At 64.6% G+C, this 26,905-nt stretch carries 26 protein-coding genes; 14 read left to right on the forward strand and 12 right to left on the reverse strand.

The features are described from left to right. Positions 1-27: 27 nt before the first annotated feature. From pth to LRX75_RS21210, 4 genes are all read right to left on the reverse strand, one after another. A complete protein-coding gene (gene pth, locus LRX75_RS21195) occupies positions 28-744 on the reverse strand; it encodes an aminoacyl-tRNA hydrolase (protein WP_231816632.1) in 717 nt (238 codons plus the stop codon). Positions 745-878: 134 nt separating this feature from the next. Beyond that, the gene (locus tag LRX75_RS21200) at positions 879-1,625 is read right to left on the reverse strand and encodes a substrate-binding periplasmic protein (protein WP_231816633.1); all 747 of its coding nucleotides are present in this window, start codon (positions 1,623-1,625) and stop codon (positions 879-881) included. Positions 1,626-1,704: 79 nt separating this feature from the next. Continuing rightward, entirely contained in the window at positions 1,705-4,077 is a 2,373-nt protein-coding gene (locus LRX75_RS21205; protein ID WP_231816634.1) for a putative bifunctional diguanylate cyclase/phosphodiesterase, read from the reverse strand. A 215-nt stretch (positions 4,078-4,292) separates the two neighbouring features. Next, the gene (locus tag LRX75_RS21210) at positions 4,293-4,943 is read right to left on the reverse strand and encodes a 50S ribosomal protein L25/general stress protein Ctc (RefSeq protein ID WP_113150638.1); all 651 of its coding nucleotides are present in this window, start codon (positions 4,941-4,943) and stop codon (positions 4,293-4,295) included. 255 nt (positions 4,944-5,198) lie between these two features. Here LRX75_RS21210 and LRX75_RS21215 point away from each other — a divergent pair, with 255 nt between their 5' ends. Further along, entirely contained in the window at positions 5,199-7,283 is a 2,085-nt protein-coding gene (locus tag LRX75_RS21215) for a putative bifunctional diguanylate cyclase/phosphodiesterase (RefSeq protein ID WP_231816635.1), read from the forward strand. A 4-nt stretch (positions 7,284-7,287) separates the two neighbouring features. Here the strand turns inward: LRX75_RS21215 and LRX75_RS21220 are convergent, their stop codons facing one another. After that, positions 7,288-8,487 carry a benzoate/H(+) symporter BenE family transporter gene (locus tag LRX75_RS21220; RefSeq protein WP_231816636.1) on the reverse strand — a complete coding sequence of 400 codons (1,200 nt, stop codon included), beginning with the start codon at positions 8,485-8,487 and terminating at the stop codon, positions 7,288-7,290. A 214-nt stretch (positions 8,488-8,701) separates the two neighbouring features. On the opposite strand from LRX75_RS21220, the gene LRX75_RS21225 reads away from it, so the two are divergent. The 3 genes from LRX75_RS21225 (at position 8,702) to LRX75_RS21235 (ending at position 11,969) form a co-directional block, all read left to right on the forward strand. Further along, a complete protein-coding gene (locus LRX75_RS21225) occupies positions 8,702-9,649 on the forward strand; it encodes a helix-turn-helix domain-containing protein (RefSeq protein ID WP_231816637.1) in 948 nt (315 codons plus the stop codon). A gap of 159 nt (positions 9,650-9,808) precedes the next feature. Continuing rightward, positions 9,809-11,317 carry an aldehyde dehydrogenase gene (gene adh / locus LRX75_RS21230; protein ID WP_231816638.1) on the forward strand — a complete coding sequence of 503 codons (1,509 nt, stop codon included), beginning with the start codon at positions 9,809-9,811 and terminating at the stop codon, positions 11,315-11,317. Between the two features lie 256 nt (positions 11,318-11,573). Then, positions 11,574-11,969 carry a DUF779 domain-containing protein gene (locus LRX75_RS21235; protein WP_420851246.1) on the forward strand — a complete coding sequence of 132 codons (396 nt, stop codon included), beginning with the start codon at positions 11,574-11,576 and terminating at the stop codon, positions 11,967-11,969. Positions 11,970-11,981: 12 nt separating this feature from the next. Here LRX75_RS21235 and LRX75_RS21240 read toward each other — a convergent pair whose 3' ends face one another. Next, positions 11,982-13,721 carry a hypothetical protein gene (locus LRX75_RS21240; RefSeq protein ID WP_231816639.1) on the reverse strand — a complete coding sequence of 580 codons (1,740 nt, stop codon included), beginning with the start codon at positions 13,719-13,721 and terminating at the stop codon, positions 11,982-11,984. Positions 13,722-14,002: 281 nt separating this feature from the next. Between LRX75_RS21240 and LRX75_RS21245 the strand changes: the two genes are divergently transcribed. From LRX75_RS21245 to LRX75_RS21255, 3 genes are read left to right on the forward strand one after another with little or no spacing between them, the layout of a single operon-like run. Next, positions 14,003-15,013 (forward strand): glycosyltransferase, encoded by a 1,011-nt coding sequence (locus LRX75_RS21245; RefSeq protein WP_231816640.1) that lies wholly within the window; start codon positions 14,003-14,005, stop codon positions 15,011-15,013. A gap of 16 nt (positions 15,014-15,029) precedes the next feature. Beyond that, positions 15,030-15,767, forward strand: coding sequence for a class I SAM-dependent methyltransferase (locus LRX75_RS21250; protein ID WP_231816641.1), 738 nt, complete (start codon positions 15,030-15,032; stop codon positions 15,765-15,767). Beyond that, complete coding sequence (locus tag LRX75_RS21255) at positions 15,764-16,129, forward strand: EamA family transporter (protein ID WP_231816642.1); 366 nt, start codon at positions 15,764-15,766, stop codon at positions 16,127-16,129. The genes LRX75_RS21250 and LRX75_RS21255 overlap by 4 nt, the downstream gene beginning before the upstream one ends. A gap of 30 nt (positions 16,130-16,159) precedes the next feature. Here the strand turns inward: LRX75_RS21255 and LRX75_RS21260 are convergent, their stop codons facing one another. From LRX75_RS21260 to lgt, 6 genes are all read right to left on the reverse strand, one after another. After that, positions 16,160-17,092 carry a ribose-phosphate pyrophosphokinase gene (locus LRX75_RS21260; RefSeq protein ID WP_113150631.1) on the reverse strand — a complete coding sequence of 311 codons (933 nt, stop codon included), beginning with the start codon at positions 17,090-17,092 and terminating at the stop codon, positions 16,160-16,162. Between the two features lie 265 nt (positions 17,093-17,357). Next, positions 17,358-18,344, reverse strand: coding sequence for a hypothetical protein (locus LRX75_RS21265; protein WP_231816643.1), 987 nt, complete (start codon positions 18,342-18,344; stop codon positions 17,358-17,360). Between the two features lie 259 nt (positions 18,345-18,603). Further along, the gene (locus tag LRX75_RS21270; protein ID WP_231816644.1) at positions 18,604-19,755 is read right to left on the reverse strand and encodes a M24 family metallopeptidase; all 1,152 of its coding nucleotides are present in this window, start codon (positions 19,753-19,755) and stop codon (positions 18,604-18,606) included. Position 19,756: 1 nt separating this feature from the next. Then, positions 19,757-20,548 (reverse strand): peptidoglycan editing factor PgeF, encoded by a 792-nt coding sequence (gene pgeF / locus LRX75_RS21275; RefSeq protein ID WP_231816645.1) that lies wholly within the window; start codon positions 20,546-20,548, stop codon positions 19,757-19,759. A gap of 187 nt (positions 20,549-20,735) precedes the next feature. Then, positions 20,736-21,827 (reverse strand): class I SAM-dependent methyltransferase, encoded by a 1,092-nt coding sequence (locus tag LRX75_RS21280; protein ID WP_231816646.1) that lies wholly within the window; start codon positions 21,825-21,827, stop codon positions 20,736-20,738. After that, positions 21,824-22,675, reverse strand: coding sequence for a prolipoprotein diacylglyceryl transferase (lgt, locus tag LRX75_RS21285; RefSeq protein ID WP_231816647.1), 852 nt, complete (start codon positions 22,673-22,675; stop codon positions 21,824-21,826). The genes LRX75_RS21280 and lgt overlap by 4 nt, the downstream gene beginning before the upstream one ends. Before the next feature lie 268 nt (positions 22,676-22,943). On the opposite strand from lgt, the gene LRX75_RS21290 reads away from it, so the two are divergent. The 7 genes from LRX75_RS21290 (at position 22,944) to LRX75_RS21320 (ending at position 26,905) form a co-directional block, all read left to right on the forward strand. Further along, entirely contained in the window at positions 22,944-23,204 is a 261-nt protein-coding gene (locus LRX75_RS21290) for an accessory factor UbiK family protein (protein ID WP_092934652.1), read from the forward strand. Between the two features lie 454 nt (positions 23,205-23,658). After that, complete coding sequence (locus tag LRX75_RS21295; protein ID WP_110728318.1) at positions 23,659-24,159, forward strand: type III secretion system chaperone family protein; 501 nt, start codon at positions 23,659-23,661, stop codon at positions 24,157-24,159. 17 nt (positions 24,160-24,176) lie between these two features. Then, positions 24,177-24,980, forward strand: a complete 804-nt coding sequence (gene proC / locus LRX75_RS21300; RefSeq protein WP_231816648.1) for a pyrroline-5-carboxylate reductase — start codon at positions 24,177-24,179, stop codon at positions 24,978-24,980. Between the two features lie 23 nt (positions 24,981-25,003). Then, positions 25,004-25,345 (forward strand): tRNA-binding protein, encoded by a 342-nt coding sequence (locus tag LRX75_RS21305; protein ID WP_231816649.1) that lies wholly within the window; start codon positions 25,004-25,006, stop codon positions 25,343-25,345. Between the two features lie 305 nt (positions 25,346-25,650). After that, entirely contained in the window at positions 25,651-25,926 is a 276-nt protein-coding gene (locus LRX75_RS21310) for a PilZ domain-containing protein (RefSeq protein WP_231816650.1), read from the forward strand. A 95-nt stretch (positions 25,927-26,021) separates the two neighbouring features. Further along, on the forward strand, positions 26,022-26,501 hold the full coding sequence (locus LRX75_RS21315; protein WP_231816651.1) for a TadE family protein: 480 nt from the start codon (positions 26,022-26,024) through the stop codon (positions 26,499-26,501). Further along, positions 26,501-26,905, forward strand: a complete 405-nt coding sequence (locus LRX75_RS21320) for a TadE/TadG family type IV pilus assembly protein (protein WP_231816652.1) — start codon at positions 26,501-26,503, stop codon at positions 26,903-26,905. Before LRX75_RS21315 ends, LRX75_RS21320 begins: the two co-directional genes overlap by 1 nt.

A 26,905-nucleotide genomic window follows, 5' to 3' on the forward strand; every position in this document is an offset into this window, starting at 1 on the left:
GGCGCGGCCTTGACCGTGTCGGGCGGATCATTCGTCCTTGTTGCCGAACATCTTTTTCAGCATGTCCGCCATCGGTCCTGTCGTCGGCAGGATCCTGGGCTGGGCATGGTTGCGCGCCGCGCGGATGTGGGACTGGCCGGCGGGCTTTGCCTTTTGCGCCGGCTCGGCCGGCGGCGGGCTGCCTGTGGCGAGCGCAAGCTTGTTCATCAGCTGTGAATCCTCGCCCTTGACCAGCATGTCCGCATTGTCCGCGAGCGCTTCCAGCAACGGGTCCAGCCAGATGCGGTCGGCCTTGGCGAAGTCGCCGAGAACGTGGCGTTCCACCTGCTCCTTGGCACCGGGATGGCCGATGCCGAGACGCAGGCGACGGTAGTCGCGGCCGCAATGGGCGTCCATGGACTTGATGCCGTTGTGGCCGCCATGGCCGCCGCCCGTCTTCAGCCGGGCCTTGCCGGGCACGAGATCCAGTTCGTCATAGATGGCGACGACGCTGCCGACGGGAACCTTGTAGAAGCGCATGGCCTCGCCGACGGATTTGCCTGACAGGTTCATGAAGGTCTGCGGCTTCAACAGCAGCACGCGCTCGCCCGCGAGGTCGCCTTCTGCGATCTCGGCCTTGAACTTCTTCGACCAAGGCGAGAAAGCGTGACGGCGATGGATCGCGTCGAGGGCCATGAAGCCGATATTGTGGCGGTTTCCCGCATATTTCGGGCCCGGATTGCCCAGTCCTGCAAAGATCAGCATGTTTCGTCTCGGGTCGGTCGCCGGTTCGGGTGCATGGCGGCTTTCGCCGGCGCATGCTGTTCAGCCGATGTCTTGCACCCCGCAGGGCCGTCTATGTCAAGCCGGTTCGCGCGGCGGAGGCCTCGGGAGGGGCCCTATTTCGCCGAATTGGCGTAGCGGCGCTCCATCTCGGCCTGCGTGCCGTCCGCGATCAGCCGGTCGAGCACGGCCTGCATGTCGGCGATCAGCCGGTCGGGCACGGCCTTGTTGCATGCGATGCCCGAGCGGGTCGTTTCCACGTCGAGGATCGCGTCGAGCGGCTCACCCTGTGTGCGCAGGTCGTCGAAGGTCTTGCGGGTCAGCAGCACGAGATCGACGCGGCCGGCCAGAAGCTTCTTCAGGGAGAGGTCGATGCTCGGGGCCGTGTCGACATGCCGAAACCCTTGCTTGCGCGCGAAGATCTCGCCCAGGTCGTCCTTGTGCACGGCGACGGTGAAGGCCTTGGCGGCCTCGACGGAGCGGGGGAGGGCTTTGCCGCCGGTGCGGCCGACCAGCATGAGCGTATCGATGTTCAGGGGCGACACCCATTTGAAGCGCGGGATGCGTTCCGGCAGCAGTGTCGTCGTAAAGACGCAGGTCGCGGGGTCGGTTTCCGCCGTGGCGATCGCGCGGGCCCATGGGACGATGTCGAGTGTGTAATCGGGATGGACTTCCGCCATGATGCGGCGAACCTGATCGACCGAGGAGCCGGTGATCTCGCCGTCCTGCGTGAAGGCGAAGGGGGGATATTCCTCCGTCAGCAGCGTGAGGGTCTGGAGGGTTTCCGGCGTCTCGGGGGACTGCGCAAGCGCGGGTATGGTCGGGAGAAGGACGCCCAGAAGCGCCATGCCCGATGCTATCATTCCCCGTGTCTGCCAAGTTCGCCTGTGCTGCATGCCTGCCGTCGTTCCTTGCTGCCCGCGCGGGGGCGCCTGTCTCTGTTCAGCCCGTGGTCGCCTTGGCTTCCGAATGGCTCTCCAGCATTTTCAGCATCTCGCCGATGGGCATCGGCTTGCTGAAGAAGTAGCCCTGGCCATAGTCGATGCCGAGCTTCTTCAGAAGCTCCCAGTCTTCGAGCGTCTCGATGCCCTCGGCCACCGTGTCGTAACCCATCTGGTTGGAGATGGTGCGGATGCCCTTGATGAGCATGCGGCTCTTGCGGCGGACATCCACTTCGTCGGCCGTCAGCGACCGCGTGAAGGATTGATCGACCTTGACGATGTCGACGGGGAAGCGGTTGAGGTAGCTGAGCGAGGAATAGCCGGTGCCGAAATCGTCGAGCGCGATGCGGCAGCCGAATTCGCCGAGCTGCTTCAGAACCGCATGCACATCCGGGCTGTCGAGCATGAGCACGGCTTCGGTGATTTCGATCACGATGCGGCTCGGCGCGACGTGGTTCTTCAGGAGCAGCGCCGCCAGCTTGTGGGGCAGGGTGGTCTCGAACTGCATCGGGGAGAAGTTGACCGCGAGATAGGTCTCGCCGGTGCCTTCCAGGCGCGAGATGGCGGCCAGATGCCCGATCGCCTTTTCCAGAATGCGCTCGCCGATGCGGCCGATGGTGCCGGTTTCCTCCGCGATGCCGATGATGCGGGCCGGAGCAAGAATCCCTTTTTCCGGATGGTTCAGACGCATCAGCGCCTCGAAGCCGACGATGCGGCCGTCGCTCATGCCGACGATCGGCTGGAGGTAGGCTTCGAACCAGTCCTCGCGCAGACCCGTCTCGATATACTGGGCGATCTCGTGGCGTTCGCGGGCAGCGTCGAGCATGGATGTGTCGAACATCTGCTTGCCGTTCTTGCCACCGTGCTTGCGCGCATACATGGCGATGTCGGATTTCAGCAGAAGATCCGAGGCGTTCTCGGCATGGATCGGGTAGAGCGCGATCCCGACGCTGCAGCTGACCGACAGCTCGGTGCCGCGCACCGTGATCGGTTCGGCAAGGCCCGCGCAGATGCTGTCGCCGATATCGCTTGCCAGGGTTTCCACATTTTCGCCGTTGATGAGGATGGCGAACTCGTCGCCGCCGATGCGCGACATCGTATCTTCCGGCCGCAGGTTGGCGCGAACGCGGGAGACGACCTGCCGCAGGACCTCGTCTCCGACGGCATGGCCGAAATTGTCGTTGATCCACTTGAAGCGATCGAGATCGATGAAGACGCAGGCAAGCTCGCCCGATCGCTCGTCGGCCTTGCGGATGCCTGCGTCCAGCGCCGCCTCGAAGCCCTGACGGTTCAGAAGGCCGGTCAGGTGGTCCGTCATGGCCTGCACCTGATTGCGGTTCTCCGCCTGCTTCAGCGCCGTGATATCCGTCATGACGGCAAGGGCGGCGTCCTCCGTCTGGCCGTGCCCGAGCGTCATGGTCTCCTGGATCAGCACGGTCATCGTCTCGCCGTTCGCCTTCACGAAGGGAACGGTGACCTCGCAGGTGTTCTGGAGGCCGGCGGCGATGCGGCGTTCGTGATAGGATTCATGGGCCGAGGGTTCGATGAAGTCCGAGAACAGGCGGTCGATGACGGCTTCCCGCGCATATCCGGTCTTGCTCAGCCAGAAATTGCTGACCGCGACGATCCGGTCTTCCAGATCGATCGAGAACAGCATGGCCGGGGTCAGGTTGTAGATCTCGGTGGAGCGGGCATGGGCACGGCGAAGGGCGTTCTGCTCGTTCTCCAGACGGCTCTGCATCTCGTTGAACTTGAGCACCAGCGCGCCCATCTCGTCGTCCGATTCCCACTCGACCCGCTGGCGCGACCCGAACAGCCGGCTCATCTCGATGGCGGCGGTGAGGCGCAGGAGCGGGCGGATGACGGTGATGCGGTTGCCGATGATGGCGGCGATGAACACCACCGCGATGGCGACGATGAGAATGGAGAAGATGACGAGCTCGTCATTGCCGAAACGGCTGAGGAGGCCGCCGGTCCGCACATGCAGCTCGACCGTGCCGACGGACTTCCGGCCTGTCGGCGCATAATAGACGATGTCACGCGAGAGGATCGCATGTTGTCCCGCCGTTTCGTTGTCCATGACGGGATAGGCGGCCTGGAGGCCGGCCGACGTGCCGGTGACCTTTACGAAGGCGATGTTCCCGTCGGCGGCGAGCGCACGCGCGATCTGGTTCATGGCCTCCGTGTCGAAGTCCCAGAGCGGTTTGGCCAGAGCTTTCGCCCCGGCATCCAGCATGACCTCGGCATTGGCAAGATGCTCGCGCTCGATGCGGCCGGAGGAGAGATACAGGAAGAGGACGATCAGCGGGGCGACGAAGACCAGCATGGCGCCGCAGACGATCGCGACGAAGCGATGTTCCACAGAATGCATCATTGTCTCGCCTCGAAAAACGCCCGTGCCATCGCCTGTTCCCTGCACAGTGCCACGTGATGGAGCACGCCGCACGACCCGGGGCAACATGATCATAAAAGCATTAAATGTTATTGAAGCGAAGGCGTCTGGGCGGAATGCAGAATGGCCCGCCTGCGGGGTGCAGACGGGCCATTCGATGCGGCAAGGGTGCGTGTAAGCTTAACTGACGTTAAGGCTTACTCGGCGTTACCTTCGCTGTCGGCGTCACCGGCAGCTTCGCCAGCCGGTGTACCTTCTTCTTCTTCGGCCGTCAGGACGTCCGGAGCGGCGATCGTCGCAACCGTGAAGTCACGGTCGGTGATCGTCAGCGTCGCGTTCTCGGGCAGCGTGATGTCCGAGATGTGGATGCCGTCGCCGACCTTGGACAGGCCGCTGAGGTCAACGGTGATGGCTTCCGGGATCGCGTTCGCGGGAACGACCAGTTCGATCGTGTGACGAACGACGTTCAGAACGCCGCCGTTCTTGATGGCAGCGGACTTGTCTTCGTTTTCGAAGTGAACCGGCACTTCGACGGTGACGACGCTGTTCTTCGACACGCGCAGGAAGTCGACATGCATGGTGAAATCGCGCACCGGATCGAGCTGGTAGTCCTTCGGGAGGACCTGGATCTTCTCGCCGTTGACGTCGATCGTGGCAACCGTGGTCATGAAACCGCCGGCATGAATGCGCTGCGTGACTTCCTTCGTGGAGAGGGCGATGGAAATCGGCGTCTGCTTGTCACCGTAGATGACAGCAGGAATAAGACCGTTGCGGCGAAGTTCACGGGAGGACCCCTTACCAACCCGTTCGCGCGTTTCGGCCTTGAGCTCGTACGTTGCGTTGCTCATGGCAGTACCTTTCTTGTTGTGAAGCATTCGCAGGGCGCAAGGGCCGTGCGAATTGAGGTTTTAAGGCCTCATCCGCGTTTGCCTCCAAGGGTGTCTGCGCGGACGCGCGTCCATAACGGAGAATGCCCGGAATTGCAATGCTTGGCACGCCGCAGCCATTCAGAGATCGCTAACCGTTTCGGGAGAACGCGCCGGGGCATTAATCGCGCGCAGGAAAGGCCCGTGCCAGAATGCACCGTCTCTCATAGGTGTTTCATGCTGACATTTCTTTCCTGCATGACGATCGACCATGCATATCCTCTGCTGATTGCAGCGCTTGTGGTCTGCGTCCTCGGCTCCGTCCTCACCATGCGGCTCTACGCCCGCGTGCGGCGGACGCAGGGCGTCCAGAAGCTGAACTGGCTGTTCCTGTCGGGTTGCATCGGCGGTTCGACCATCTGGTCGACGCATTTCATCGCGATGCTCAGCTACCGGATGCCGCTCGATTACGCCTATGACCCGCTCATGACACTGTGGTCGCTGGCCATCGCGGTCGGCTTCACGCTGTTCGGCTTCGCCGTCACCGCCGGCCGGCAGACCGGTGCCACCATCGAGGTCGGCGGCGGTATCGTCGGATTGGGTATCGTCTGCATGCACTATGTCGGGATGTCGGCGCTGCTCGTTGGGGGTATCAAGATCTGGGACACGGTGCTGACGATGACGGCCGTTCTGCTGGCCGTCGGCTTCGGGGCCGTCGCCACCAATCGCATCGCACGGCCGGTCACCCGTTTCTGCAAATATGGCGGTGCCGCCGGCCTCATCCTCGCGATCCTCTCGCTGCATTTCACGGCCATGGCCGGCATGACGGTTCTACCGGATCCCACGATCTCGATCCCGCCGATGGGCGTGGCGGAGAGCGTTCTGGCCGCAATGGTCCTCCTGATCATGACCATCATGATGGCGCTCGGCGCCTCCGCCTATGTCATCGACCTGAACTCCAACCAGATGGCCGCGGAACGCTACCGCCATCTCTCGCTGCACGACGCCTTGACGGGTCTGCCGAACCGGGAGGCGCTTCACGAGCATGTCGGCGAAGCGATGCGGCAGCCGCGGGACGATACCGAGCGCCTGGCACTGGTGGCCATCGGCATCAACCGGTTCAAGGACGTGAACGACGCCCATGGACAGGCCGTCGGCGACCGCGTGTTGCGGGCGATCGCCGAGCAGGTGTCCGCCATCCTGCAGCCGGGCGAGTTTCTCGCGCGGGTCGGCGGCGACGAATTCGTGGCCGTCCGGGACCGGTTCTTCGTGAAGGCCGATGCGAAGGAGTTCGCCGAGCGGATCCTGAGCGCCGTCAACCTGCCGATGGATCTCGAAGGGCGGGCGTTCCGGGTGACGGCGAGTTCCGGCATCTCGCTTTTTCCCGGTTCGGCCCAGACGGCCATCGATCTCGTGGCGCAGGCGGATCTCGCCATGCACCGGGCCAAGGTCAACGGGGCGAGCGCGGTGCGGTTCTACAAGCCGAGCATGGATGCGGCGACGCGCGAGCGCAGTCTTCTCTCGATCGACCTGCACCACTCCATCGATCGCGGCGAGCTCGAACTGTTCTACCAGCCGCAGAACGATACGCTGAGCCGCGATATCATCGGTTACGAGGTGCTCCTGCGCTGGCGTCACCCGACGCGGGGCATGGTGTCGCCGGTCGAGTTCATTCCGCTGGCCGAGCGGACGGGCTTCATCCAGAGGCTCGGCGACTGGGTGCTGGAGACCGCCTGCCGGGAGGCGTCGTCGTGGGCGCAGCCGGTGCGCATCGCCGTCAACGTCGCGCCGGCCCAGCTGGCCGATGTCGCCCTGCCGCACCGCGTGCGCGACATCCTGCTCCAGACAGGGCTTCCTGCAGAGCGGCTCGAACTCGAGATCACGGAATCCGGCATCATCGGCGACCAGCAGCACGCCCTGCACATCATCCGCCAGCTGAAGGCCATGGGCGTGAAGATCGCCATGGACGACTACGGCACAGGCTATTCCTCCCTCTCGACGCTGCAGAACTTTCCGTTCGACAAGATCAAGATCGATCGCAGTTTCGTCGATGGCATCGGCCGCAGCCGGCCGGCCGAGGCGATCGTGCGCTCGACCATCATCCTGGCCCGCAGTCTCGATATCCCCGTTCTGGCCGAAGGCGTGGAGACCGAGGAGCACATGACCTTTCTGCGCGGCGAAGGGTGCCTGCAGGTTCAAGGCTATCTCTTCGGCAAGCCGCAGCCGCTGTCCGACATCAAGACCGCTGTGATGACGGCCGTCGAGAACGCGCTGACGCTGGAGGCCGGGATCAGCGCTCCTCCGCAAGCGACGGCTGCTTGAAATCTCAGTTGGGGCGCGAAGACGTGCCGCGTCCGGACCTGACATGGGCGAGGAACAGCATGAGGCCGCCCGCCACGATGCCCCAGAAGGCGCCGGAGATGCCGGCGAAGCTGACGCCGGAGGCCGTGACGAGGAAGGTGATGGCCGCACCGTCGCGGCTTTCCGCGTCCTTGAAGGCGGCCGAGGCCGAAGCGGCGAAGGCGCCGATCAGCGCGAGGCCCGCCACCGCCTGGATGAGGACCGGCGGCGCGAGGCCGACGAGCAGCGTCACGGTGGCCGCGAGAAGCCCGAAGACGATGTAGAAGATTCCGGCGATGATCGCCGACCAGTAGCGCCGCGCGGGGTCCGCGTGCGAATCCGGTCCGGCGCACATGGCCGCCGTGATGGCCGCGAGGTTGACGGCATGGCCGCCGAAGGGGACGGCGAAGAGCGAGAAGATGCCGGTGCCGGCAAAGAGCGGGCCCGGTTCGGGCGCGTAGCCATGGACTTTGAGAACCGCGATGCCCGGAATGTTCTGCGACGCCATGGTGACGACGAACAGGGGCAAGGCGATCGATACGAGCCCTGCGAGCGTGAAGACCGGCATGACGAAGACGGGCTGCGGGACGAGCGTTGCGACGACGCGGTCCATCGTGCCCGGGGGAATGTCGATGCCGAAGAGGATGACGAGGGTGAAGGCGAGCAGGGCGGCCGGCACCGCCAGAAGCCGGTTGAAGGTTCCGGCGATCGCCCAGGCGAGCACGATGGGCAGGCCGAGTGCGGGATCGGCGCCCACCGCCTTCACCGGCGCGAAGCAGAGCGAGAGGAGGACGCCTGCCAGCATGGCATTGGCGAGCGGCGCGGGAATTCTGGCGACGAGCCGGCCGAGCGGGCGCCAGAGACCGGCAATCACGATCATGACGCCGCAAAGGGCGAAGCCGCCCGCGGCGGCCGGAAACCCGCCGGCAATCGCGCCGGAACTGGCGATCAGGGCCGCACCCGGCGTCGACCAGGCGATGCTGATGGGCAGGCGGGTCCACACGCTCAACAGGATCGCGAGAATGCCCATCGAGACCGACAGGGCCATCAGCCCGGACGCCGCTTCGGCTTCTGTCGCGCCCACCGCCGATAAGCCGTGAAGGATGACGGCGAAGGAACTGGCAAAGCCGACAAAGGCCGTGAGAAGCCCCATGAACAGGCTCTGGAAGGAAAGATCGCGCAGCATGATCGTCCGCCGGAAAGGATAGGAGGGAGTGAGCCCCTGCGGGCATGATGTCCTTTCGCTGTAGCAAGTTGGACGTCCCGAGAACACATCTCCGCGCGATTTTCCCCCGGCTTCGCCCGTCCCGCCGTGGCGAGGGTGCTCGGGGCGGCGGCATGGACCTTTCGCGAAATCCCGTTATAGTACCGTTACCGTCAGCTTTCGGGGAGGAGAGCGGATGAACCATTCGGATCACGTTCAGGCCGTGGCGCATCATGCGTCGGCGGCAGCCAGTTCGCCCGTTGCCGCCTCTTGGCGGCGATGCATGACCGTGCACGGGCTTTCGCCGGAGGAAGCGCGGTCGCCGCTGCGCCTCGACGAGCGGGCGTTCCGCGCCGCACGCGAGGAGAGCGGCGCTCTGCTCGAAGAGGCGCGCGGCGAGATCGACCGGCTGTTTGCCACCGTCGGGAAGGCAGGTTGCTGCCTGCTGCTGACGGACGGAAACGGTGTGGCGCTGGAGCGGCGGGGTGCGGCCGGCGACGACGACGATTTTCGCGGCATCGGCCTCTGGTCCGGCACGCTGTGGAGCGAGGCAAGCGTCGGCACCAACGGCATCGGCACGGCGATCGCCGACGAGCGTCCGATCGTCATCTACCGCGACCAGCACTTTCTTAGCCGCAACACCGGCCTTTCCTGCGCCACCGCGCCGATCCGCGACCATCGCGGCCGCGTGACGGCGGCGATCGATATCTCCACCTGCCGCGAGGATGCCGGGGAGATGGCGATGACCATTCTCTCGCAAGCCGTGCGCGATGCCGCAGCACGGATCGAATCGAACCTCTTTCACCGCGCCTTTCGCGGCCATCGCGTGCTTCTGGTGCCGGCGGAGGGCAAGGCGAGCCCGGCGCTGCTCGCCATCGATCGCGACGATCTCGTGCTCGGCGCGACGCGCGCGGCCCGTCTGACGCTCGGGATCGACGATGTCAGGATCGCCGCCGGCATTCCCGCCTCCGATCTCCTGCACGATCGTCCGGCGGGCGAGCACGACGATCTCGACGATGCGGAACGCGCGGCGTTGCGCCGGGTGCTGTCGCGCGCTGGCGGCAACGTGTCGGCGGCCGCCGAATGCCTCGGGATCAGCCGCGCGACGCTCTATCGCAAGATGAAGAAGCTCTCCCTCGATTGAGAGATCGCTGTTTGCGCACTGCAGCACGGGTTGCGGCGCACGCGTGTCGCAGATGTGAGACAGTCGCACGGACGATCGGCCTTGCCCCTCTTTTGCCGCGGGATGTTCCGGCGCAGGGTCTCCGCAGACAGAGGTAGCTGTCCCTTGGAGGAGACCCACATGCTGCACCAGAAGATCGTTGAGAACCCGTTCAAGCAGAAATACGGCAACTTCATCGGGGGCGCGTGGCGCGATGCCGCGAGCGGCCGCACATTCGACAACACGACGCCGATCACCGGCGGCGTGCTCTGCCAGATCGCCCGCTCGGAAGCGGCCGATGTGGAACTGGCGTTGGATGCCGCCCATGCCGCAAAGGACAAATGGGGCCGGACCTCGACCACCGAGCGCGCCAATATCTTGATGAAGATCGCGCAGCGCATGGAAGACAATATCGAGCTTCTGGCGAAGGCCGAAACCTGGGACAACGGCAAGCCGCTGCGCGAGACCATGGCGGCCGACATGCCGCTCGCCATCGACCATTTCCGCTATTTCGCCTCCTGCGTCCGCGCCCAGGAAGGCACGATCGGCGAGATCGACCATGATACGGTCGCCTATCATTTCCACGAGCCGCTTGGCGTGGTTGCGCAGATCATTCCGTGGAACTTCCCCATTCTGATGGCGGCCTGGAAGCTGGCACCGGCGCTGGCTGCCGGCAACTGCGTCATCCTCAAGCCAGCCGAGCAGACGCCGGCCTCCATCCTCGTCTGGGCCGAGCTGATCGCCGACCTGCTGCCGCCGGGCGTGCTCAACATCGTCAACGGCTTCGGTCTCGAAGCCGGCAAGCCGCTGGCGACGAATCCGCGCATCAACAAGGTGGCCTTTACCGGTGAGACCTCGACCGGCCGGCTGATCATGCAATATGCCAGCCAGAACCTCATTCCCGTCACGCTCGAACTGGGCGGAAAGTCGCCCAACATCTTCTTCGAAGACGTGATGCGCGAGGACGACGACTATCTCGACAAGGCGCTCGAAGGTTTCGCCATGTTCGCGCTCAACCAGGGCGAGGTCTGCACCTGCCCGAGCCGTGCGCTGGTCCACGAGAAGATCTACGACCGCTTCATGGAAAAGGCGCTGAAACGCGTGGCTGCCATCAAGCAGGGCAACCCGCTCGATATGTCGACCATGATCGGCGCGCAGGCCTCCAACGAGCAGCTGGAAAAGATCCTGTCCTACATGGACATCGGCCGCCAGGAAGGCGCCGAGGTGCTGATCGGCGGCGAGCGCAACACGCTGGAGGGCGAACTGGCCGGCGGTTTCTACGTCAAGCCGACCGTGTTCAAGGGCCACAACAAGATGCGGGTGTTCCAGGAGGAAATCTTCGGCCCCGTGGTCTCGGTCACCACTTTCAAGGACGATGCGGAAGCGCTCGAGATCGCCAACGACACGCTCTACGGCCTCGGCTCGGGCGTATGGAGCCGGGATGCGAACCGTTGCTACAACTTCGGTCGCAATATCCAGGCCGGTCGCGTCTGGACCAATTGCTACCATGCCTATCCCGCGCACGCGGCCTTCGGCGGCTACAAGCAGTCCGGTATCGGGCGCGAGACGCACAAGATGATGCTCGACCACTACCAGCAGACCAAGAACATGCTGGTCAGCTACAGCCCGAAGGCGCTCGGCTTCTTCTGAGCTGCGGATCGCGGGATCGGAAAACGCCATCTCCCGGCTTGCCGGGAGATGGGCACGAGCGGTTTCGCTCAGCCGTGTTGGACGATCAGCGCCAGCGCGCACCAGAGCAGAAGCGACAGGCTCGTGCAGCTCAGATAGCACTCCGTGCGATATGACATGATGTGATCCTCCCAAATCCTGGTCGCAAGTATGACACAATGATGAACGGTCGGTCACTCGCTAAATTTAGGAATTCCTCATAAAGGGCGGCATCCACATGCAGGGCGTTATCGTCGGCGACATGCCGGACGGGCAGAAGCGGGTTCTGGCGACGGACGCGGCACTTGCCTTCATCGAGGAGATCCGCCTCGACCATCCCGACATTCTGTTCCATCAGTCCGGCGGCTGCTGCGACGGCTCCTCGCCCATGTGCTATCCGGCGGACGACTATATCGTCGGCGATCATGACGTGTGCCTCGGCGAGATCGGCGGCGTGCCGGTCTATATCAGCGGCAGCCAGTTCGAGGTCTGGAAGCACACGCAGCTGATCATCGACGTCGTACCCGGTCGCGGGGGCATGTTCTCGCTCGACAATGGTCGCGAGAAACGCTTCCTCACGCGCTCGCGTCTGTACTCGGGTGGCGAGGCCTGTGCCGTCCCCGCCCGCACCTGACCGGACGGGTGCTCAGGGGAGGACGCGAAAGATCTTCAGCGCGGCCTGTTCCGGCGTTGCGATGGGCTGGAGATAGGCGGGAACGATGCCCCTGCCGAGGGCCGCGTAGAGCCCGTCGGGCGCACGCTCCGCGATCAGGCTCGTCTGGCCGTCCTCGGCGCAGAAGGCGAGCAGCGTCACGCCATCGCGTTTCAGAAGATTCTTTGCGGCCTCCGCCCCGGCAAGGCCGATGTTCAGTTCCGCCAGCATGCCGGCCGGGTTGCGATGGTAGGGTGCTGCGAGCACGCGGTGATGCGTGAAGCGCAGAATGGACGCCCCGAGGTTGGAGGGTGCCGCGACGACGCCGATCGGCTCGTCGGCCAGCGGCGCGATCGCATCGCGGGCGACGCAGGCGCTCGGCTCGATTCCCGCCATGACCGTGTCGTCCGTATTCGCGACCTTGGCCACGGCGGCGGAAGCGATGGCCCAGACGCTTGGAATCGAGATCAGCATCAGCCCGGCAAAGGCGAGCTCCGCGCCGATCGTCTTCGGTTCGCGGTGCGCGCGGCTGCGCAGGTCGGAAACCGCAAGCGACAGGGGGAAGATCGACAGGAAATTCAGGAACGTCGTGCCGCGGACCTGCAGCATGCTGATGGCGAGGGTCGGAAGGCAGAGCGCGAGAAAGACGAGGTGGAGTTCCCGCCGGTCGTTTCGCCAGATGCGGGCGAGGCAGACGATGATGGCGATGGTGCCGGCCGCAAAGCCGAAGCCGACATAGGACGGCATGGTCTGCACCATCTGCACGATCGACTGCGCTTCCTGCACGCGCTCCAGCCACAGGGTTTTCAAAAGCGGATCGAGAGAGGCGAGCGGGTTCTGCAGGCATTGCGGCGCGACCGACAGCGTGACGGCGGCAACGGCCGCGCCTGACGCCGCAAGCGCGAGGAGGCGCGCGATCCGTGAGCGGCGACTTGCGATGTGAGCGGAGAGAGCGAGTGCCAGGCCGCCTGCGGTCGCGATGGCGAAGAAGCCGAGCGAGAGGTTGTCGCAGGTGACCATCGCATAAAGGCGTGGCGGCGTGGTGACGAGAAAAGCGGCCGCGACCGTTGCGGCGAGCGACAGGCCGAAGGCTCTGGCGGCCCCATCCATCGGCGCGCCATGCCAGGCCCAGCGGAGCGCGACGACGATGCCGGCCATGGCCACCAGCGGTGTGGTCTCCACGCCGACCGCGACGGCAAGACCGGCCATGATGCCGGCGAGGACATGCCCTTTCCACCGGCCGAGACGGTCGGTGAGCCCGGCCACGAGCAGGGCGATCAGGGCCAGCTGGACGTTGTGGTGGTCGATATTTCCCGGCTGGAAGCGGATATTGCTGATGAGCGACAGGACGATGAGAACGAGACCGATAATCATGGTCTGGCGTCGGCCGATGTTCCAGCAGGCGCGTGCCACGCCGATGACGACAGGGACGATCAGCAGGATCGGCCAGAGGAAGAGTGCGGCGGCCTCGCTCGGCCCCGGCGGAAGGAACAGGCCGAAGAGGGCGATCAGCCCGGCGATCGGCAGATCCACGAGGCGTGACCAGTGCATCAGCGTGCCGCCATCGAGCCCGAGGCGGTATTGCATCATGTCGAACCAGCCTTGCCCGGCAAGGAAATCCCTGACCTCGACGAGACGCATGGCGTCGTCATTGTCCGCGCCGACATAATCCGTGGCCCTGAGCCCGGCGATGACGGAGGCCGTGGCGATGATGAAAATGGCGAGGAGGACCAAGACCCATGGCGCATGCGTCCACGCCCGTTTCGTCTTGGGCGATGCGTGTGCTGCGGGTTCGACGTTGCTTGAGGCGGGTTGGAAAAGGGTCACGGCAGGAGGCCTCGCAATCGTCGTCCGGGGCGCCCGGCTGTCTGGAACCTTAGAAGGGGAAGGTGAAAAAAGCCTTTGTCGAACACGGTGGCTGCAGCGCGCGGCCCTTGGTCGGTAAGCGAGCAACATCGTCAACGCGACCTTAAGATTTCCCGGTCATTGTCGTGCGACCGCCACGGATGATACCGATGCAGATGCTTCCGCCAGATCTCAGGATCGCCGTCCTTCTCCCCTGCTACAACGAAGCGGCGACGATCGTGTCGGTCGTTCATGCGTTCCGCACGGCGCTGCCGCTTGCCCGCATCCATGTCTACGACAACAACTCGACCGACGAAACGGCGCTGCGGGCGACGCTTGCGGGCGCGCTCGTCACGCGGGAGACGCGGCAGGGCAAGGGCCATGTCGTGCGCCGCATGTTCTCCGACGTCGATGCCGATGTCTATGTGATGGCGGATGGGGATGGCACCTATTCGGCGGCCGACGCGCCCGCGCTGATCGCCACGCTGATCGCCGAGCGCGCCGACATGGTGGTGGGCACGCGACGGGGGGTGAAGGCGGATGCCGGCCGGCAGGGGCACGCCTTCGGCAACCGGCTGTTCAACCGGCTTTACCGGACGCTGTTCGGCAATGATTTCACCGACATCTTTTCGGGGTACCGCGTGTTCTCCCGGCGCTTCGCCAAGAGCTTTCCGGCCGTGTCCGGCGGGTTCGAGATCGAGACGGAGATGTCAGTGCATGCCTCGCGGCTGAAGCTGCCGGTGTGCGAGATGCCGCTCGACTATGGCCGCCGGCCGGAAGGGTCGCATTCCAAGCTTTCCACCTTTCGCGATGGCGGGCGGATTCTCTGGATGTTCGCGATGCTGATGAAGGAGACGCGGCCCTTCACCTTCTTCGGCGCCATCAGCATGGCCTTCATGGCCGCGAGCCTGATCTTCATGGCACCGGTCCTGGTCGAATATTTCGAGACCGGGCTCGTGCGGCGCATGCCGACCTGGGTCCTCTCGGTCGCGCTGATGATGATCTCCTTCATGATGTTCACCGCAGGGCTGATCCTCGATTCGCTTGCCCGTGCCCGCGCCGAGCAACTGCGGCTGCACTACATGGCCCTGCCGTCCAGCCCCTTCCTGTCCGTGTCCATGCCTGTCCCGGCCGAACCCGTGCAGGGTGAGACCGGCGATGCGCGCAGCGCGGCGGCGTGATCCCGGAGACCGAACGATGAACCGCGAGACCACCAACCGCATCCGCTTCGTGCTGGAGGACCTGCTGCCGCCTGTGGTGCGGGATTCCAGCCTGTTCCGGGCGGCCGCCAAGCTGATCTGGGGCGAGCACATCGTCCACCTCGCCCGGTTTCGGGCCCGTGCGCCGTTTCTGTCGGAGGCGGAGTATGAGGACCTCTACCGCAAACATCCCCGCGTGCATGAGGGGACCGACAATTCGGCCGCCTGCATCCGCCGCATCGCCGGCGCGATCCTGGGCGAGAGCGTCTGCGATGTCGGCTGTGGAACGGGCGCGCTTCTGAAGCATATCCAGGTGGCACAGCCTGGCCTGCGCCGCGTGACCGGCGTCGATTTCGTGGTCGAGGATGCCGCAAGTCTTCCCGGCGTCGAATATGTCGCCGCGCGGATCGAGGATCTGCCATTTGCGGATGGCGCGTTCGATACGGTCGTCTGCACGCATGTGATCGAGCACGTGCTCGACTACCGCAAAGCCATTGCCGAGCTGCGCCGGATCGCGCGCCGCCGGCTGATCATCGTCGTGCCGCGCGAGCGGGAGTATCGCTACAGCTTCAACCCGCATTTCAACTTCTTCCCCTACACGCACTCCTTCCTGCGCGCCGTCCACCCGGTTCCCGCGATCCATGTGTGCGAGGATATCGGCCGCGATATCTTCTATTGCGAGACGGTGGAACGGGCAGGGACTGACGCGGGCGGCGTCGAGGCTGCAGCGGCATGATGGGGGGCAATTACAGCCCGGCTTTGTGGCTGGGCCTCACCGGCACGCCGCTGATGATTGCGATGGGGCAGGTGCTGTTCAAGCTGTCGAGCCGCACCACGGGCGAGTTCGGCTTGGGCGGCATCGTCGCGCTTCTTCTGAACCCGCTGATGATCGCAGCCCTTGCCGTCTACGGCATCGGAACGCTCGTCTGGATCTTCGTGCTGAAGAGCGTGCCGCTGACGATCGCCTATTCGTTTATGGCGCTGACATTCTGCTTCGTGCCGCTGCTAGCCAGCGTCTTCCTCGGGGAAACGCTGACGCTGCGCACCGCGATCGGTGCCGCACTGCTCATCGGCGGCATGATCGTCATCAACAGTTGAGACACACGGCCGTCGTCGGGCCGCTCCCGATCAGTCGAACAGGCTCGAAACGGATTCTTCCTGGCTGGTGCGGTTGATCGCTTCGCCGATCAGGTTGGCCGTCGAGATCACGCGGATATTGTGTGCGGACTGCACGGCCGTCGTCGGCTGGATGCTGTCGGTGATGACGAGCTCCTTCAGCTTGGACGAGGTGACGCGGGCGACGGCGCCGCCGGAGAGGACGCCGTGGGTGATATAGGCGGTGACGCTGGTCGCGCCGTTCTTGAGCAGGGCTTCCGCCGCGTTGCACAGCGTGCCGCCGCTGTCGACGATGTCGTCGATCAGCAGGCAATCCTTGCCGGTGACGTCGCCGATGACGTTCATGACTTCGGACTCGCCGGCGCGTTCGCGGCGCTTGTCGACGATAGCCAGCTGACAGTCCAGCCGCTTGGCGAGCGACCGGGCGCGCACCACGCCGCCGACGTCGGGCGAGACGACCATGACGTTGCTCAGTTCGTAGTGTTCCTTGATGTCGCGCGTCAGGATCGGCACGGAATAGAGGTTGTCCGTCGGGATATCGAAGAAGCCCTGGATCTGGCCGGCGTGCAGGTCGAGCGTCAGAACGCGGTCGGCACCGGCCTCTGTGATCAGGTTGGCGACGAGCTTGGCGGAGATCGGTGTGCGCGGACCCGGTTTGCGGTCCTGACGGGCATAGCCGAAGTAGGGGAGAACCGCGGTGATGCGCCGTGCCGACGAGCGACGCATGGCGTCGATCATGATCAGCAGTTCCATCAGGTGGTCGTTCGTCGGGAAGGACGTGGACTGGACGAGGAAGACATCCTCGCCGCGCACGTTCTCCTGAATCTCGACGAAGATTTCCTGATCGGCGAAACGCCGGACCGTCGCCCGCCCGAGCGGAAGATTGAGATAGTTGCAGATCGCTTCGGCGAGGAGCCGGTTCGAATTGCCCGCGAAAACCTTCATCGATGGTCCGCCTGTCGTGCTGTCCGGGATAGGCCCGAACCGGACGGTCCGTTTGCCGTAATCCGCAAGATTCCGTAAACCCGCATCCCAATGCGCGTCGGCCTCGGGGAGCGTGCCCCCGTCGATGCCGATGGGCGCTTCATAGCGGCCTTGTCCCCGAATGCAAGAGGAACGCCGGTGTGGAGAGGGTTTATCCGAAAAAGATTTCGAAGACGCTGCCGGAACGGGCGTTTTAGAGGTCGTGAAAACACGGTCATGCCCGTTCTCAACCGGCCGTGGCATCCCGCCAGGTCAGGTACTGCCCGACGCTCTTGGTGGCGATGTCGCGCATGGTCTGCGGCGGAACGCCCGACCAGAGATCGGCGCCCTTGGTGTCGACGCTGTCCTGCCCCTGGATGCGGTGCAGGCGGTTGCCGGCCTGGTCGAGCACGTCCCAGACATAGACGATGGTGGTCTTGCGGCCGTCCTTGAACGCCGAGAAGTAGCCCTTCAGGATATGCTGGCTTCCGCCATCCGCTGCCGTCTTGATGGTGAGGCCGTGGGAGCGGGCGTCCGCGCCGAGCTGCTCGGAGAGGGGACGGATGGCCTCGACGGGTGCGCCCATGATGGGGAGGAAGCGGATGCTGCCGGCAGGGCCGGCCTTGGCGGCGGGCGCGATGGCGGCCTGTTCTTCCGGCGCGCTGCTTGCCTCGGCGGGCACATCGTTCTGTGCAGCCTCTGCCGGTTCGGCCTGCGGCGGGTCTGCGGTTTGCGTCCGGGCGGCGGCTTCGGTCTCGCTCACCTCGTTGCCGGTCGCGGGGAAGCCGACCGCGCTCTCCGACGACGCGATCTGCGGCGGCGGGTTGCTGGCGAGCGCCTGGGCCTGCGCCTCGAAGGAGCCGGCCGGGTTCCGGTAGCTCTCGTCGCCGCGTGCATAGGCCGTGCCGGTGATATCGGGCTGGTCGGCGCGCGGTGTGGCCTGATCGGCGCCGTATGGGTCGGAGAGGCTGGCCGATCGCTGCACCCGCATCTCGTGGACGGCCACGGCACTCGGGGGCGCGCTGTTCACGACCGGCTGCTGCGACTGCATGGTGTCGAGATCGGCCTGATTGACCGGGGAAGACTGATAGCTCCCGTCGCCGACATTTTCCGGCGGCGTCAGCGCATCGATGCTGTTGCAGGACGACAGTGCGAGAAGGAGGGGGATGGCCAGGAGCGGCGTCGCGGCGCGAAGGCGCGCGATGTTCGTCGTCGTTGCGAAGAGGGTGCGCACGGTCGACCTCCGTCCTGGACAGATGCAGCGCATGTCGCCCGTCTCCCGCACCCGGCGCGCCTCGTAAGAGACGTCGAGACCGCTGGAGTATGATCCGCCGATACGCTGGCACACTGGGACGCCATCCGACGGGCCTATCCCGCCGGTCCTGACATCCGGAAACCAGTCTACGGCGATAATCCTAAGAAGCCGTATTGATCCGGCTTACCCTTTTTGGGACTGGCGAGGGCTCGATCCCGCTCTATCGGCCGGCGGGAGCTCAGAGGTCGATGACGTCGAGACCGTAGCGCGACAGAGCGCGTGGCGCGCCGTCCGTCGTCAGGTAGGTCTGCCCGAGCGTCATCGCCGTGCCGCTGTCGCTGTCCATGATGATCATGTGCACGAAGAGCGACATATTGGGCAGGATCTCCTGCGGATTGCCGGCGTGGAACATCTGGTGCTCCATCCAGGAGGGCGAGAAGCGGGCGCCGAGCGAATAGCCGCAGGCATTCAGCCGGTGCTTGGCAAGGCCGCGTTCGTCCATGATCTTCGCATGCACATCGAACACGGTGCCGAAGGTGTTGCCCGGCCGCAGGACCATCTCGATGGCCTGTATGGTTTCGCGGCAGGCGCTGTAGAGCTCGCGGTGGCGGTTGGTCACCTCGCCGACCACGATCGTGCGCATCATGGCGGCATGGTAATGCGCGCTGACGCCGGCCCATTCGAGCGTCAGCTGATCCTGCGCATCCAGCTTGCGGCGGCCGGCCTTGTAGCGGCAGAGGAGGGCGTCCGCGCCGGAGCCGATGATGAACTCGTTGGCCGGATAGTCGCCGCCGCCTGCAAACACAGCCCCCTGCATGGCTGCGAGGATCGCCGCCTCGTCGCCGCCGGGGCCGATCAGCGGCAGGGCGGCATCCAGTGCGTCGTCGGCAAGGCTTGCGGCTTTCTCGACATGGGCGATCTCCGCCGGGCTCTTGATGAGCCGCAGCCGGCCGACCAGCATGGAGGCATCGACGATCTGGCCGAAGCTCGCCATCTGGTGATCGAGCAGCCGGGCGATGCGGCCGGTCATGCCGTGCGTGTCGTATTCGATGCCGATGCGGGCGCCGAGGAGGTCGAGTTCGCTGAGCAGGTTCTTCAGATCCATCGTCGGATCGGCATTGACCCTGTCGACCCAGACCTGGATGCGCTCGATGTTGGAGGTGTGGCGGGCCTGGCGCAGGTCGGCCGACCGCGTGAGCAGAACCATCGAGCCGTCGGATTTTACCACCAGCGTCTGGAAGAAGCAGTAGCCGAACGTGTCGTAGCCGGTCAGCCAGTACATGCTCTCCTGGGCGAAGAGCAGCAGCGCATCGAGCTTGTCCTCGCGCATCTTCGCCGTGAGGCTGGCAAGGCGTGCGGCGTATTCGTCCTGGGTGAAGTGAAGGGCCATGTCATGCCTCCCTGATGCTGATGGCGGAAATCTGCCGGCCGTAATCGGGCTCGCCGCGATGGGTCGTCCGGCGATAGGAAAAGAAGCGCGCCTCGTCCTCGTAGGTGCAGAGGCCGAGCTTTTCGGCCTTCACGCCGGCCGCGATAAGGCGGGCGACGGTGAGGCCGGGAAGGTCGAACATCGCGTGATCCGCGCGTGGCGACGGCGTGAAGAAGCGGGCGTATCCGGCATCGTGCGCGAGAAAGCGCGCGACGAATTCCGGTCCGACCTCGTAATTGTCGGGGCCGATGGAGGGGCCGAGGCAGGCGATGATGGTCTCGCGCGTGGCGCCCAGCGCGACCATGGCGGCGATGGTGTTTTCCAGCACGCCCGTCAGCGCGCCCTTCCAGCCGGCATGCGCCGCGCCGACGACGCCGGCCTGCGGATCGGCAAAGAGGATCGGGCCGCAATCGGCCGAGAGGACGCCGAGCACGATGCCAGGGGTCGCCGTGACCAGGGCATCCGCCTGCGACCGCGTGCCGTCATAGTCGCCCCCGATGGTGACGACATCCGGAGAGTGGACCTGATGGACCGTAGCGAGCCTTGCGACGGGCTGGCCGAACCAGGCGGCGACGCGGCTGCGGTTCTCCTCGACATGGGTGCGCTCGTCGCTCGAGCCGAGACCGACGTTCAGCCCTTCGTAGATTCCCTGCGACACGCCGCCCTTGCGGGTGAAGAATCCGTGGGCGATGGCCGGTGATGCGGCGGCGAGCAGCGGGCTCTGGAGCGGGGCGGGCAAGGCGTCGTCCTGCATTGGTCTTTCGCCCCTTTTCATGTCAGCGTTTGTCGGAAAGCGGGCGATGCCGGGAGTGGCTCGCCTCTGATGTGCGCGGGATGTTGACCCTTTGCCGCGCGCCCTGTCAATCGTGCAGGCGGCAGACAGTGTCGTCGATGGCGTACCGATGCCCGGTCGCGACGTGGTGGAAACGGGTGCCGTCCGCTCAGGCTTGGAACGGCACCAGGGCCACGGCCGGGTGGCTGACGGCGAGGACCTTGAAGAGCTCGCCCATCTTGCCTTCGCCGGAGCCGGAAAGCCGCTCGGCATCCTGGCGCACGCCTTCCTGCACGATAAGGTCCTTGCCGCGCGCGAGCGCCTCGGCACGCTCGCGGATGCCCAGAGCGAGCAGGAAGTCGCCCTGATAGGTCAGGCCGTTGATGCGAAGACCTTCCGCCACCGCGCGGCGGGCGAGCTGTTCGAAATCGACGTGGCTGGTGATGTCGGCTTCGCCCGGATGGGCGAGCAGCGGATCGAACTGATGGGCCCGCACGGCCTGCAGCGTGTCGCCGTAATTGGTCGCCATATGGCCGTAGTCGATGATGAGGGCGGAGCCGTCCGTCCGCTTCAACCGTGCGGAAATCGCGGCCATGACGGCATCGCGGGCCGGGGCCACTTCGAAGATGGTGCCGAGCGGCAGCCTGTCTCCGGGCGGCAGAAGATCCGGGTCGATGGTGGCGACCCCTGCGGTAAAGCAGAGGTTGTCGTCAGCATCGAGGCCGACCATGCGCTCGCGGAATCCCTGTTCGGTCTTCACGAACTGGCGGATCGGAATGGCGTCGAACAGTTCGTTCGCAACCAGCAGCAGGAAGCCGTCGGGGATCTCCTCGAAGCTGTCGTGCCAGGCGATCTTGAACTTGTGGGCGACGAGGGTCTGGCTCTGGACCTTCTGCAGCCGCTCGCTGGTCTCCACCAGATGCACGCTGGCCTTCTCATAGAGGTCCGGCGACAGGCGCGAGAGGACGCGCAGAATATCCGCCATCATCGTGCCGCGGCCGGGACCGATCTCGGCGATGGCCACCGTTTCCGGCTGCCCGTGCCGGCGCCAGGCCTCGAACAGGAACATGCCGATCAGTTCGCCAAAGAGCTGGCTGATTTCCGGCGCGGTGATGAAATCGCCGTTCTGTCCGAAGGGTTCGCGCGTCCGGTAATACCCGTGTTCGGGATCGGCCAGGCAGAGGGCGAAATAGTCGGTGACGCTGATCGGCCCCGTCGCCAGGATGATCGCCCGGATCTTGTCCGCGAGCGGCGTGGTCATAGGCGGCTCCCCAACAGGGATGCCGCGCGGCGGGCGCGCAGGATCGCCCATAGGCCGAGCCCCACCATCGGCAGCGACAGCAGCATGCCCATGGTCAGCCAGCCCCCGGCGAGATAGCCGATCTGCGCGTCGGGCTCGCGGAAGAACTCCACGAAGATGCGGGCAAGGCCGTAGCCGGTGATGAAGACGCCGGCGACGAGACCTGGCTTGCGCAGGGCGTGGCGCCTGTAGATGAGAAATGCAAGCACGAGGAGCAGCACGATACCCTCGAGGCTTGCCTCGTACAGCTGGCTCGGATGACGTGCGAACGGGCCGCCGGTCGGGAAGACGATCGCCCAGGGCATGGAGGAAAGGCGGCCCCAGAGCTCGCCATTGATGAAGTTGGCGAGACGGCCGAAGAGCAGACCAATCGGCACCACGGCCGCGACCACGTCGAACAGGCTCCAGATCGGGATGGATCGCTTGCGCGCGAAGATCAGCATGGCAAGGATCGTGCCGATGAGGCCGCCATGGAAGGACATGCCGCCGTTCCAGATTTCGAAGGCCCGCAGCGGATTGGCGATGACCGAGGGGAGGTCGTAGAACAGGATGTAGCCGATGCGTCCGCCGCCCACGATGCCGACGGCCACCCAGAGGAGGAAGTCGTCGAGATCGACCTCGGTGATGGGGGCCTTGCCACCCCAGAGCGTATCGTTGCGCACGATCCGGCGGGCGTAGAACCAGCCGAGCAGGATGCCCGCGACATAGGCGAGGCCGTACCAGTGGATCTGCAGCGGGCCGATGGCGATCAGGACGGGATCGATCTGCGGGAAGGGCAGGATCGAGAGAAGGCTTGCGATGGGTTCCAAAGGACGTGCTTCAGCCTCGGTTTCACCTGGCCGATCCATTGCCGACCCGGCAACGGATCAGGACCTGCGGCGGGTGGTTTCTCTGCGAACCGGCATTTCGCCGCGCCCGCCTGCCCGGACCATGGCGGGCGGGCGGCATGGGGTCAAGCGAGGCGAGGGCGGCAAGCCCCATGATTCACTGGTTTTTCCTTGCAAGCCGGCCCTGCCTCTCCTACCTCCATGTCACAGGCGCCGTGCGGCGCTCCAACCGCGATCCCGGAGGGACATCATGACGACGACAGGCGCAAACCGCATTCTCGACGATCTTGCCAAGCTGATGACCGATGCGGCCGGTGCGGCGCAGGGCGTGCGGCGCGAGGCGGAAACGATGTTCCGTACCCAGGGCGAGCGCATCCTCAATACGATGGATGTGGTGAAGCGCGAGGAATTCGAGGTCGTGCGCGAGATGGCGCTGCGGGCGCGCGAGGAAAACGACGCCCTTCTGGCGCGTGTCGCCCTCCTCGAAGCACAGCTCGCCGAGAAGGGCTGATCAAGCATCCGATCGCAGCGTTTCGGGACGCGGGGAGGATACGTCCCCGCGTCTCTGCCGTCTTCCGGCGCTTCGGGCGCCGATGCGGGCCGTGCCCTCCCAAAAGTGGGGCTTCCGACCGTCGAAAACGAGAAAAATTTCGACCCTGTGGACATCCCTAAAAAACGCAATCCGCTGAATCCTTTACTGACTCAGGCTGAATCAGTTTCCAAAGCTCTATCCACAGCTGCGACGCCTTTTTCGGGCGGTTGGGGCTGGTCTGCAGACTCCGGCGTTATACACTGATTTTACAAGATGATTCGAAACGGGTCACACGAGATACGGGCAGAGTCATCGGTTCGACCTCGTCGTGCGTTCGTCGATCATTCCATGTTGTTTCCGGTGTCGTCGGGCGTGTGGGGCTTCGCGTGAGAACGCGATGGCGCATGCCACGCTGGAACTTTGAAGGTGAAGCATGAGCCTCGTAGAACTGGAACTGCAGCGTCAATCCAATCCGGTCGATATGATCGAGTTCGTCGCGGCCAACAATGACTGGACCTTCGAGCGTTCCGGTGAAGACGAGATCGCGATGACGGTGGAGGGCAAGTGGTCCGACTACCACGTCTCCTTCTCGTGGATGGAAGAGTTCGAGGCCCTGCATCTCGCCTGCGCCTTCGACATCAAGGTTCCCGAAAGCCGCGTCAACGAGGTCATCCGCCTTCTGTCGCATATCAATGGCCAGGTGCTGATGGGGCATTTCGATCTCTGGCGCCAGGAAGACGTCGTCATCTTCCGCCAGTCGCTGCTGCTGTCCGGCGGTGCGGAGCCGACCGACCGTCAGGTCGAGGTTCTGCTGTCGAGCGCGCTCGATGCCTGCGAAAGCTACTTTCAGGCCTTTCAGTTCGTGGTCTGGTCTGGCGTCGATGCCGAGCGCGCAGTCGAGGCCGTGATGTTCGAAACGGTCGGGGAAGCCTGAGCGTGGCGGCGAGCGGTATGGATCCGATCGTCCTCGTCGGCGCCGGCAATATGGGCGGCGCGATGCTGGCGGGCTGGCTGAAGAGCGGTCTATCCGGCGCGGATGTGCTGGTGCTCGATCCCGGTCCTGCCCCTGCGATGGCGGCCCTGATGGCCGAACATGGCGCCCGCCACGTGACCGCGGCGCCGGAGGGTGTGGTGGCGTCCGTTCTGTTTCTCGCCGTCAAGCCGCAGGTCATGGGCGCCGTTCTGCCGGATCTCGCCGGGCTTGTCGGCCCGCAGACCGTGGTGGTGTCGGTTGCGGCCGGCAAGACGCTCGGCTTTCTCCAGTCGCATCTCGGTGACGCCGCCATGGTGCGCGCCATGCCGAACACGCCGGCGATGATCGGTCGCGGCATCACCGGCGCCTTTGCCAATGCGAAGGTCGGCGACGACCAGCGCGCACGGGTCAACGATCTCCTGAAAGTGTCGGGTCCCGTCGAATGGGTCGAGAGCGAAGCTGACATCGATGCCGTCACGGCGCTGTCCGGCAGCGGGCCGGCCTATGTTTTCTATCTCGTCGAATGCATGGCGGAAGCCGGTCGCAAGGCCGGTCTTCGGGCGGACCTCGCCATGCGTCTCGCACGGGAAACCGTCGCGGGGGCTGGCGAATTGCTTCACCAGTCCCCCGATGACGCCTCCAGGCTTCGCCAGAACGTGACATCGCCCGGCGGCACGACAGCCGCGGCGCTGGCCGTTCTGATGGCCGATGACGGCATGCAGCCGCTCTTCACGGCAGCCGTGGCCGCTGCGCGGCAGCGGGCCGAAGAGCTGGCCAACTGACTATTCCAGAAAGGGCAGGCCCCATGACCGAGACGATCACCTATGCCGATTTCGAACGAGTCGATATCCGGACAGGGACGATCGTCGAGGCGTCTGCCTTTCCGGAAGCGCGCAAACCCGCCATCAAGCTCGTCATCGATTTCGGCCCGGAGATCGGGCTGAAGACATCCTCCGCACAGATCACCGTCCATTATGATCTGGAAACGCTGATCGGGCGGCAGGTGCTCGGGGTCGTCAACTTTCCGCCCCGGCAGATCGGGCCGTTCCGGTCCGAAGTCCTGACGCTGGGTTTCGAGGACGAGGCCGGTGCCATCGTTCTCGCGGCTGCCGACAAGCCGGTTCCGAACGGCCGCAAGCTTCTCTGACATCAATACGCACGTCTGCCTTCGACATAGCCCGTGCTGCTCGCCGCGGTCGGCCGCGGCGTACGCCCGTTCCTTCGCACCGTGGAGGGCCGCGCGCCGCCGACTGCAGATCGCACGCCTCTCCGGCATGAAATCTTAGAAATCACTAATTTCTATGGCGACGCTTTAGAAAATCCTTAAGTTCTCCACGGTAGCATTTTCCGTACAACCGGTCGTCGCAGCACGCCGCGTGTGCGGAACGCCAGTCGGTGCAGGCTGCAATGGGAACGCGGTGTTTCCGCTCCCCGTTGCCTCGGGAGAAGGATATGGAAGAACATCGCAGTAGACCCCGTACGAGAACGTTCAAATCCGGACGTCTCGTCTTCAATGACGGTCGATCAACGCTGGATTGTGTGGTTCGCAATATTTCGGAAGGCGGCGCAAAACTGTCGTTCAATCAAGTTGCGGCGATTCCGGACGTCTTCCAGATCGCGCTGTCGGATGGGGCGAGGAAGACCTGCCGGATCGTCTGGCGCAAATCCCTGGATGTCGGCGTGTCGTTCGAGGCATCGGGCGATGCCTCTTCGACTGGAAGCGTGTGATCCTCATGTCCAGCGGCCGCTCTCCTGAGAGCTGCGGGGATGGCGTGGGTCTGCCTCTGAGACGGGCCTCTCTTCTGCGAACCGACAGGTCCGGCGTGGCAGCCGTCGAGTTTGCCTTGGTGGCGCCGCTGTTCCTGTTGCTGATCGTCGGGCTTGTCGATCTGGGGATCGCCTATCACGCGAAGCTGAGGGTCAATGCCGCGATTTCGGCCGCTTCCTATTACGCGTTCCAGAAGGGACAGGGGCTGACCGCGGCGACGGCGCCCGCCTACAAGACGAGCGTCGAAGGCGTGGCAAGCAGCCTGCTTGCCGGTGTGAGCGACGATCTATCTGTCGAGGTTCTAATCAACAACGATCCCACGGGAGCGAAAGCATCGACTACCTTCTGCGTCTCCGGCTATCCGCCTGTCTTTACAGCTGCGGGCACGACAAGCACTAGTTGTGGTGGCAACCTGATGTCGGGAAAGTTCGTGCGGATCGCCGTCAGCGGTCACATCAAACCTATCTTCGTCTCAGCGAACCTGCTCGGTGGTTATCTCGTCGTTGCAGATTTCGCACTCGTCAGGATTGAGTGATGTATGCGTTTCTAAGCCGGCGTGAGGGCACGGCAGCCATTGAATTCGCCATCATCGCACCGGTGTTCCTTACGATGTTCTTCGGCGTGATCGTCATGGGTATCGGCATCTGGAGCACATCGATTCTCAATCAGGTTGCGGCGGAATCCGCACGGTGTTTGGCCTTGGCTGGGCCGGCTTGCACAGAGCTTCCGACCGACTGCTCGTCCGCTGCAGAGACATGCTTCGTCACGTCGCTTGCAGATATCAGAGGGCTGCCTGGGTTGACTGTGTCCGACATCAGCATCGAATCCGACGTATCGATCGGTGCAGCGGTTTCTACACGCGTAACGCTCACACGTCCGTTCACACTGCTGGGATACACGATGACGCTTTCGGGAAGTGCGTCCTATCCAAACAATTGA

Source organism: Rhizobium quercicola, assembly GCF_021168455.1.
Classification (GTDB): domain Bacteria; phylum Pseudomonadota; class Alphaproteobacteria; order Rhizobiales; family Rhizobiaceae; genus Ferranicluibacter; species Ferranicluibacter quercicola.

Excerpts from the sequence above, each read along its gene's own strand:
- pth (WP_231816632.1), bottom strand. The coding sequence starts at position 744 with ATGCTGATCTTTGCAGGACTGGGCAATCCGGGCCCGAAATATGCGGGA.
- LRX75_RS21200 (WP_231816633.1), bottom strand. The coding sequence starts at position 1,625 with ATGATAGCATCGGGCATGGCGCTTCTGGGCGTCCTTCTCCCGACCATA.
- LRX75_RS21205 (WP_231816634.1), bottom strand. The coding sequence starts at position 4,077 with ATGATGCATTCTGTGGAACATCGCTTCGTCGCGATCGTCTGCGGCGCC.
- LRX75_RS21210 (WP_113150638.1), bottom strand. The coding sequence starts at position 4,943 with ATGAGCAACGCAACGTACGAGCTCAAGGCCGAAACGCGCGAACGGGTT.
- LRX75_RS21215 (WP_231816635.1), top strand. The coding sequence starts at position 5,199 with ATGCTGACATTTCTTTCCTGCATGACGATCGACCATGCATATCCTCTG.
- LRX75_RS21220 (WP_231816636.1), bottom strand. The coding sequence starts at position 8,487 with ATGCTGCGCGATCTTTCCTTCCAGAGCCTGTTCATGGGGCTTCTCACG.
- LRX75_RS21225 (WP_231816637.1), top strand. The coding sequence starts at position 8,702 with ATGAACCATTCGGATCACGTTCAGGCCGTGGCGCATCATGCGTCGGCG.
- adh (WP_231816638.1), top strand. The coding sequence starts at position 9,809 with ATGCTGCACCAGAAGATCGTTGAGAACCCGTTCAAGCAGAAATACGGC.
- LRX75_RS21235 (WP_420851246.1), top strand. The coding sequence starts at position 11,574 with ATGCAGGGCGTTATCGTCGGCGACATGCCGGACGGGCAGAAGCGGGTT.
- LRX75_RS21245 (WP_231816640.1), top strand. The coding sequence starts at position 14,003 with ATGCAGATGCTTCCGCCAGATCTCAGGATCGCCGTCCTTCTCCCCTGC.
- LRX75_RS21250 (WP_231816641.1), top strand. The coding sequence starts at position 15,030 with ATGAACCGCGAGACCACCAACCGCATCCGCTTCGTGCTGGAGGACCTG.
- LRX75_RS21255 (WP_231816642.1), top strand. The coding sequence starts at position 15,764 with ATGATGGGGGGCAATTACAGCCCGGCTTTGTGGCTGGGCCTCACCGGC.
- LRX75_RS21260 (WP_113150631.1), bottom strand. The coding sequence starts at position 17,092 with ATGAAGGTTTTCGCGGGCAATTCGAACCGGCTCCTCGCCGAAGCGATC.
- LRX75_RS21270 (WP_231816644.1), bottom strand. The coding sequence starts at position 19,755 with ATGGCCCTTCACTTCACCCAGGACGAATACGCCGCACGCCTTGCCAGC.
- pgeF (WP_231816645.1), bottom strand. The coding sequence starts at position 20,548 with ATGCAGGACGACGCCTTGCCCGCCCCGCTCCAGAGCCCGCTGCTCGCC.
- LRX75_RS21280 (WP_231816646.1), bottom strand. The coding sequence starts at position 21,827 with ATGACCACGCCGCTCGCGGACAAGATCCGGGCGATCATCCTGGCGACG.
- LRX75_RS21290 (WP_092934652.1), top strand. The coding sequence starts at position 22,944 with ATGACGACGACAGGCGCAAACCGCATTCTCGACGATCTTGCCAAGCTG.
- LRX75_RS21295 (WP_110728318.1), top strand. The coding sequence starts at position 23,659 with ATGAGCCTCGTAGAACTGGAACTGCAGCGTCAATCCAATCCGGTCGAT.
- proC (WP_231816648.1), top strand. The coding sequence starts at position 24,177 with ATGGATCCGATCGTCCTCGTCGGCGCCGGCAATATGGGCGGCGCGATG.
- LRX75_RS21305 (WP_231816649.1), top strand. The coding sequence starts at position 25,004 with ATGACCGAGACGATCACCTATGCCGATTTCGAACGAGTCGATATCCGG.
- LRX75_RS21310 (WP_231816650.1), top strand. The coding sequence starts at position 25,651 with ATGGAAGAACATCGCAGTAGACCCCGTACGAGAACGTTCAAATCCGGA.
- LRX75_RS21320 (WP_231816652.1), top strand. The coding sequence starts at position 26,501 with ATGTATGCGTTTCTAAGCCGGCGTGAGGGCACGGCAGCCATTGAATTC.